Source organism: Rhodopseudomonas sp. (assembly GCF_048594845.1).
Taxonomy (GTDB): Bacteria; Pseudomonadota; Alphaproteobacteria; order Rhizobiales; family Xanthobacteraceae; genus Rhodopseudomonas.
This window is the reverse complement of the sequence record NZ_JBMDXE010000223.1, coordinates 1-6,144: the sequence shown is the minus strand read 5'-3', so window position 1 is coordinate 6,144 and position 6,144 is coordinate 1. Positions and strand designations below refer to the sequence as shown.

The 6,144-nt window shown below is 66.3% G+C and carries 6 protein-coding genes and 1 pseudogene; 1 reads left to right on the top strand and 6 read right to left on the bottom strand.

Going from position 1 to position 6,144, the window contains the following annotated elements; all coding sequences use genetic code 11:
* From ACOJTD_RS14510 to ACOJTD_RS14500, 3 genes and pseudogenes are all read right to left on the bottom strand, one after another.
* Positions 1-150, bottom strand: a pseudogene (locus tag ACOJTD_RS14510) (Hsp33 family molecular chaperone); the annotation flags it as partial.
* A 345-nt stretch (positions 151-495) separates the two neighbouring features.
* Positions 496-1,428, bottom strand: a complete 933-nt coding sequence (argF, locus tag ACOJTD_RS14505; protein ID WP_420133602.1) for an ornithine carbamoyltransferase — start codon at positions 1,426-1,428, stop codon at positions 496-498.
* Positions 1,428-2,639: an aspartate aminotransferase family protein gene (locus ACOJTD_RS14500; RefSeq protein WP_420133601.1), complete on the bottom strand. Its 1,212-nt coding sequence runs from the start codon at positions 2,637-2,639 to the stop codon at positions 1,428-1,430. The genes argF and ACOJTD_RS14500 overlap by 1 nt, the downstream gene beginning before the upstream one ends.
* Positions 2,640-3,097: 458 nt before the next feature.
* Between ACOJTD_RS14500 and ACOJTD_RS14495 the strand changes: the two genes are divergently transcribed.
* The gene (locus ACOJTD_RS14495; RefSeq protein ID WP_378383353.1) at positions 3,098-3,607 is read left to right on the top strand and encodes a GcrA family cell cycle regulator; all 510 of its coding nucleotides are present in this window, start codon (positions 3,098-3,100) and stop codon (positions 3,605-3,607) included.
* A 508-nt stretch (positions 3,608-4,115) separates the two neighbouring features.
* Here ACOJTD_RS14495 and phoB read toward each other — a convergent pair.
* From phoB to ACOJTD_RS14480, 3 genes are all read right to left on the bottom strand, one after another.
* Positions 4,116-4,829 carry a phosphate regulon transcriptional regulator PhoB gene (gene phoB, locus ACOJTD_RS14490; protein ID WP_420133600.1) on the bottom strand — a complete coding sequence of 238 codons (714 nt, stop codon included), beginning with the start codon at positions 4,827-4,829 and terminating at the stop codon, positions 4,116-4,118.
* 60 nt (positions 4,830-4,889) lie between these two features.
* Positions 4,890-5,606: a phosphate signaling complex protein PhoU gene (gene phoU, locus ACOJTD_RS14485; protein WP_420133599.1), complete on the bottom strand. Its 717-nt coding sequence runs from the start codon at positions 5,604-5,606 to the stop codon at positions 4,890-4,892.
* A gap of 25 nt (positions 5,607-5,631) precedes the next feature.
* Positions 5,632-6,144: phosphate ABC transporter ATP-binding protein (locus ACOJTD_RS14480; RefSeq protein ID WP_420133598.1), on the bottom strand; the 513-nt coding region annotated here is incomplete at its 5' end.

Genomic DNA, 6,144 nt, shown 5'->3' with positions numbered 1-6,144 from the left:
TTCGTCGAGCGCCGGGCCGAGCCGCGTCAGCCGGCCGCGCAGATCGAGCGGCCCGACTTCGAACGGCAGCACGCTGTCGTCGATCGGAACCGCCGACGGCGCGCGGATAGGCGTTTCGGAAGTGTGGGGAGCGGGGGTCTGTGTGGTCATGGGCGCTTATCTGGGGGCGGGAGGCGGGGATCGGAAGGGCTGAGCTGAAGGGTGAATGGCTGCGTTGCCGCGGCGTGGCCTCTTCGTTCGCGGGGCCCTCCATGAGGGGGCTTTGTCGGGCCTCTCCGCGTGTCGTCCCCGCGAAGGCGGGGACCCATACGCCGCAGCATCTCGATTGAAGCCCTAGGGCAGAGGCCTTCTTTCACGTGCAAGGCCAGGGGATATGGGTCCCCGCCTGCGCGGGGACGACGAGTTGAGGACTCGGCAGCCGAACATTTCGGCCCTCCAAGCGGGCCCCACAAGGGAAAGGGGACCGCGAGCGCTCCGCTCGAAATGAAGGAGTAACTACGCCACCGCGCCCAGGCACCAGGCCAGAATGCCCTTCTGCGCGTGCAGGCGGTTTTCGGCTTCGTCGAACACCACCGACTGCGGCCCGTCGATCACCTCGTCGGTGACTTCTTCGCCGCGATGCGCCGGCAGGCAGTGCATGAAGATCGCGTCCTTGTGGGCGAGCGACATCAGCTTGGCGTTGACCTGATAGGGCTTCAGCAGGTTATGGCGATGCTCGCCGTCCTTGTCGCCCATCGACACCCAGGTGTCGGTGACGACGCAATCGGCGCCGCGCACCGCTTCTTCCGGATCGTTGCCGAGATTGATCGCCGCGCCGCTGGACTTGATCCAGTCGCGCAGCGCCTTGTTGGGCGCGAGTTGCGGCGGGGTGGCGACGTTGAGCTTGAAATCGAAGCGCTGCGCGGCGTGCGCGAACGACGCCAGCACGTTGTTGTCGTCGCCGGTCCAGGCCACGGTCGCGCCCTTGATCGAGCCGCGATGCTCCTCGAACGTCATCACGTCGGCCATCACCTGACACGGATGCGACTTGCGGGTCAGGCCGTTGATCACCGGCACGGTGGCGTTGGCGGCGAGCTCGAGCAGCGCGTCGTGATTGAGGATGCGGATCATGATGATGTCGACGAAGCGCGACAGCACTCGCGCGGTGTCGGCGATCGTCTCGCCGCGTCCGAGCTGCATCTCCTGCCCGGTCAGCATGATCGACTCGCCGCCGAGCTGGCGCATGCCGACATCGAACGACACGCGGGTGCGGGTCGAGGGCTTGTCGAAGATCATCGCCAGTGTCTTGCCGGCGAGCGGCTTGTCGTCGATCGCGCCAGCCTTGCGCTTGGCCTTCATCGACACCGACGCGGCCAGCATGTTGCGCAATTCGGACGTCGGCACCTCGGTGAGGTCGAGGAAATGCCGCGGGGTCGGGAGCTTGCTCATCACACCGCCTCCCGCTGCACGGCTTGGCCGCTCAGCACCGTGCAGGCCTGCTCCAGCCGCGTCACGGCCTCTTCGATCTCGGCCTCGCTGACGATCAATGGCGGCAGCAGGCGAACGACGTTATCGCCGGCGCCGACGGTGAGCAGTTTCTGGTCGCGCAGCGCGGCGACCAGATCGGTCGACGGCACCACCGCCTTGAGGCCGATCAGCAGCCCCTCGCCGCGGACTTCGCTCAGCACCTTCGGAAAGCGATCGACGACGCCGGCGAGCTTCTGTTTCAGCAGCAGCGAGATCTTCTTCACGTGATCGAAGAAGCCCGGCTTCAGCATGACGTCGAGCACGGCGTTGGCCGAGGCCACCGCCAGCGGGTTGCCGCCGAAGGTCGAGCCGTGCGAGCCGGGCGCCATGCCGGTGGCCGCCTCGGCGGACGCCAGGCACGCGCCGATCGGGAAGCCGCCGCCGAGCGCCTTCGCCAGCGACATCAGGTCGGGCGTAACGCCGATCCGCTTGTAGGCGAACAGCTCGCCGGTGCGGCCCATGCCGGTCTGCACCTCGTCGAAAATCAGCAGCAGGCCGTGCTGATCGCACAGCTCACGTAAGGCGCGGAAGAACGCGACTTCCGGGGAGCGCACGCCGCCCTCGCCCTGCAGCGGCTCGATCAGGATAGCGGCCGTATTCGGGCCGATCGTCTTCTTCACCGCCTCGATGTCGCCGAGCGGCACCTGGTCGAAACCGCTGAGCGGCTCGCCATAGCCTTCGAGATACTTGGCCGAGCCGGTCGCGGCGAGCGTCCCCAGCGTGCGGCCGTGGAATGCGCCCTCGAAGGTGATGATCCGGGTGCGCTCGGGATTGCCCTTCGAGAAGTGATAGTGCCGCGCCATCTTCAGCGCGCATTCCATCGCCTCGGCGCCCGAATTGGCGAAGAACACCTTGTCGGCAAAGCTCTGCTCACACAGCCGCGCCGCCAACCGCTCGCCGTCCGGGCTCTTGAACAAATTGGACATGTGCCAAAGGCGCGTCGCCTGCTGCTGCAGCGCCTCGACCAGATGCGGATGACAGTGGCCGAGCGAATTGACCGCGACGCCGCTGGTGAAGTCGAGATAGCGCTCGCCGTCGGTCCCGTGCAGCCAGACGCCCTCGCCGCGCTCGAAGGCGACGTCCGCCCTGGCGAATACCGGCAAAAGATGGGACGTAGAAGCTGCGCTCGACATGGCCGATCCAATCGGAAAAAGCGGGCCGCCGCCCGACCGCTTGAGCCGCGGTCGCGGGCCAACGTACCCCGAAAACGAAACGTGCCGCCTTTCCAGGCGGCACGTAGGGACATTCTAGGTGCGCTGAAGTGCCTGTCAACCGGGGCTTTCAACGACCTGCGTCGGGGCTGCCACGACATCGCCGCTGTGACGGTTATGACTCACTTGATGAGAAGGTGTGGACGCACCAGGTCTGACTCTTGCGCGTGAGTCACGGCATATTGTAGCGTTTTGGCTGTCGGGTACGACATCTCGTGCGCGGTTTGTAATCCTTATTGAGCTCTTGGTGGGTGCGTATCGCCCGGGCGGCAACGGTCGTCCGGCGAGGGCTAAGGGATTCTGCCGGCAAGACAATTGGACGACCTCACAGCCGCGGTTCCGCGCTGAACCAGCGCCGCGCGGCAGGAAGGGATAGAACGATGACGGCATTGACCTGGACGGACGAGCGCGTCGAGCAGTTGAAGAAATTATGGGAAGGCGGGCTGTCGGCGAGTCAAATTGCCGCGGAGCTCGGCAACGTGACGCGCAACGCCGTGATCGGCAAGGTCCACCGTCTCGGCCTGTCGGGCCGGGCCAAGAGCCCGACCTCTGCCGCCCCGCGCCCGCGCAAGGCGCGTCCGGCCCAGCATATGATGCGGGTCACACGGCCGGTGGCGCGCGGCAACACCGCGCTGGCGCATGTGTTCGAAGTCGAGGCCGAGCCGGAGCCGGTGACCTACGACAACGTGGTGCCGATGAACCAGCGGCTGTCGCTGCTGGAGCTCAACGAGGCCACCTGCCACTGGCCGATCGGCGATCCGAGCAATCCGGAATTCTTCTTCTGCGGCGGCAAATCGCTGCCCGGCCTGCCCTACTGCGCCCACCACTCGCGCATCGCCTACCAGCCCGTCGGCGACCGCCGCCGCGCCGCTCCGAAGACCACGCGGTAACAGCCGCGGGCGCGCTTGCCCCTCGTTAGCTCCGCTGGGCAACCTCTGTCGCGCCAACGCTCGATGCTGTCATCGCCGCGAAAGCGGCGAACCAGTATCAGGAGCGCTAGTTACTCCTCCCAAACATCGAACATCGTCTTCTCCCTCTCCCTTGCGGGAGGGGGTGCCCGAGCGAAGCGAGCGCGGGTGAGGGTTTGCCACGATCGAGGCGCCCGCCCCTCACCCGACAGCATCCGTGGCCGACGCCGAGGCCGCCCTCTCCCACGAGGGGAGAGGGCACTGACATCAGCGCTGCAGAGCGGAACTCGGGTGCGTCGCGGCTCGGCACTGCAAAGCTGTCATCGCCCGCGAAGGCGGGCGACCCAGCATTCCAGAGCGCTCGTTACTCCCCACCCAATCACGGCGATACTGGATCCTCCGCTTTCGCGGAGGATGACGTTGCGATGTGGGGCTGAAGCCGCGGCTGAAACGAATGCGACGGGGTAAGCCGTCGCGACCGAACTAACAACTACGACGGGCTGCCTTCGACCTTGGCGAAGCGGTCGTCGAGCGCGTAGCCGGCGCCGCGGACGGTGCGGATCGGGTCCTGTTCGCGGCCCGGGTTGAGCAGCTTGCGCAGGCGGCCGATGTGAACGTCCACGGTCCGCTCGTCGATGTAGATGTCGCGGCCCCAGACGCCGTCGAGCAGCTGCTCGCGGCTGAACACGCGGCCCGGATGCTCCAGGAAGAACTCGAGCAGGCGATATTCGGTCGGACCGAGATCGATCGGCCGGCCGGAACGCGCGACGCGGCGCTTGTCGCGGTCGAGTTCGAGATCGCCGTAAGCCAGCACGGTGGCGAGACGTTCCGGCGCCGCGCGCCGCAGCAGGCCTTTCACCCGCGCCAGCAGCTCCGGAACCGAGAACGGCTTGACGATGTAATCGTCGGCCCCGGTGGCCAGCCCGCGAACCCGCTCGCTTTCCTCGCCGCGCGCGGTCAGCATGATGATCGGGAGCTGCTTGGTCTCCGGCCGGGCACGCAGGCGGCGGCACAGTTCGATGCCGGACAGGCCCGGCAGCATCCAGTCCAGCACCACGAGATCCGGAATCCGCTCCTTCATCCGCGTATCGGCGTCGTCGCCGCGAGCGACGGTTTCGACGTCGTAGCCGTCGGATTCGAGATTGTAACGCAGCAGCGTGGTCAGCGCTTCCTCGTCTTCAACTACCAGAATGCGCGCGCCCATATGTGATCCTCATCTTCCGTCGATCGTCGCGTATCCGCTGGTCAGCGGCCGACGCGGTTGTCAGTTGCCAGGCGTGGCGCTGGCGAAGGTGGTCATGTCGCCCTTCGGGCGCTTGTCCAGGATCTGCTGGCCTTCGATCATGTAGAACACCGTCTCGGCGATGTTGGTGGCATGATCGCCGATCCGCTCGATGTTCTTGGCGCAGAACATCAGATGGATGCAGAACGAGATGTTGCGCGGATCTTCCATCATGTAGGTCAGCAGTTCGCGGAACAGCGAGGTGCAGATCGCGTCGACTTCCTCGTCGCCGTTCCACACCACCATGGCGGCCGGCAGATCGTGCGCCGTGTAGGCGTCGAGCACCGCCTTGACCTGCGACTGCACGAGGTCGGTCATGTGCTCGAGGCCGCGGATCAGCTTCAGCGGGTGGAAGTCGCTGTCGATCGCGTTGACGCGCTTGGCGATGTTCTTGGCGAGGTCGCCGATCCGCTCGAGGTCGGTCGCAACCCGCATCGCGCCCACGATCTCGCGCAGATCGATTGCCATCGGCTGGCGCCGCGCAATGGTCAGAACCGCGCGCTCTTCGATCGAGCGCTGCATCTGGTCGATCTCCTGATCGGCCGCAACCACGCGCGCGCCGAGCGCGATGTCGCGCCGGACCAGCGCGTCGACGGAGTCGACGATCTGACGCTCGGCCAGGCCGCCCATCTCGGCCACCATGCGGGTGAGTTCCTGCAGGTCGCCGTCGAACGCCTTGGTGGTGTGCTCGAAGCCCATGTCGTTTCTCCTCGCGCCTGGCGCGTCAGCCGAACCGGCCGGTGATGTAGTCCTGCGTCCGCCGATCGTTCGGCGACGTGAAGATCTTGTTGGTCGGCCCGAACTCGATCAGTTCGCCGAGATACATAAAGGCGGTCGACTCCGAGACGCGGGCCGCCTGCTGCATGTTATGGGTCACGATCGCGATCGTGTAGTCTTCCTTCAGTTCGTCGATCAGCTCCTCGATCTTGGCGGTCGAGATCGGATCGAGCGCCGAGCACGGCTCGTCGAACAGGATCACTTCCGGCCGCACCGCGATGGTGCGGGCGATGCACAGGCGCTGCTGCTGGCCGCCCGACAGGCCGAGACCGGAGGCATCGAGGCGGTCCTTGACCTCGTCCCACAGGGCGGCGCCGCGGAGCGCCTTCTCGACGACGTCGGCGAGGTCGGACTTGTTCTTCGTGCCGAGCAGGCGCGGGCCGGACGCGACGGTGTCGAAGATTCTCTTCGGGAACGGGGTCGGCGTCTGGGAGACCAATCGCGGCTGCCCCTTTTCCTG

Excerpts from the sequence above, each read along its gene's own strand:
- ACOJTD_RS14500 (WP_420133601.1), bottom strand. The coding sequence starts at position 2,639 with ATGTCGAGCGCAGCTTCTACGTCCCATCTTTTGCCGGTATTCGCCAGG.
- argF (WP_420133602.1), bottom strand. The coding sequence starts at position 1,428 with ATGAGCAAGCTCCCGACCCCGCGGCATTTCCTCGACCTCACCGAGGTG.
- phoB (WP_420133600.1), bottom strand. The coding sequence starts at position 4,829 with ATGGGCGCGCGCATTCTGGTAGTTGAAGACGAGGAAGCGCTGACCACG.
- phoU (WP_420133599.1), bottom strand. The coding sequence starts at position 5,606 with ATGGGCTTCGAGCACACCACCAAGGCGTTCGACGGCGACCTGCAGGAA.
- ACOJTD_RS14495 (WP_378383353.1), top strand. The coding sequence starts at position 3,098 with ATGACGGCATTGACCTGGACGGACGAGCGCGTCGAGCAGTTGAAGAAA.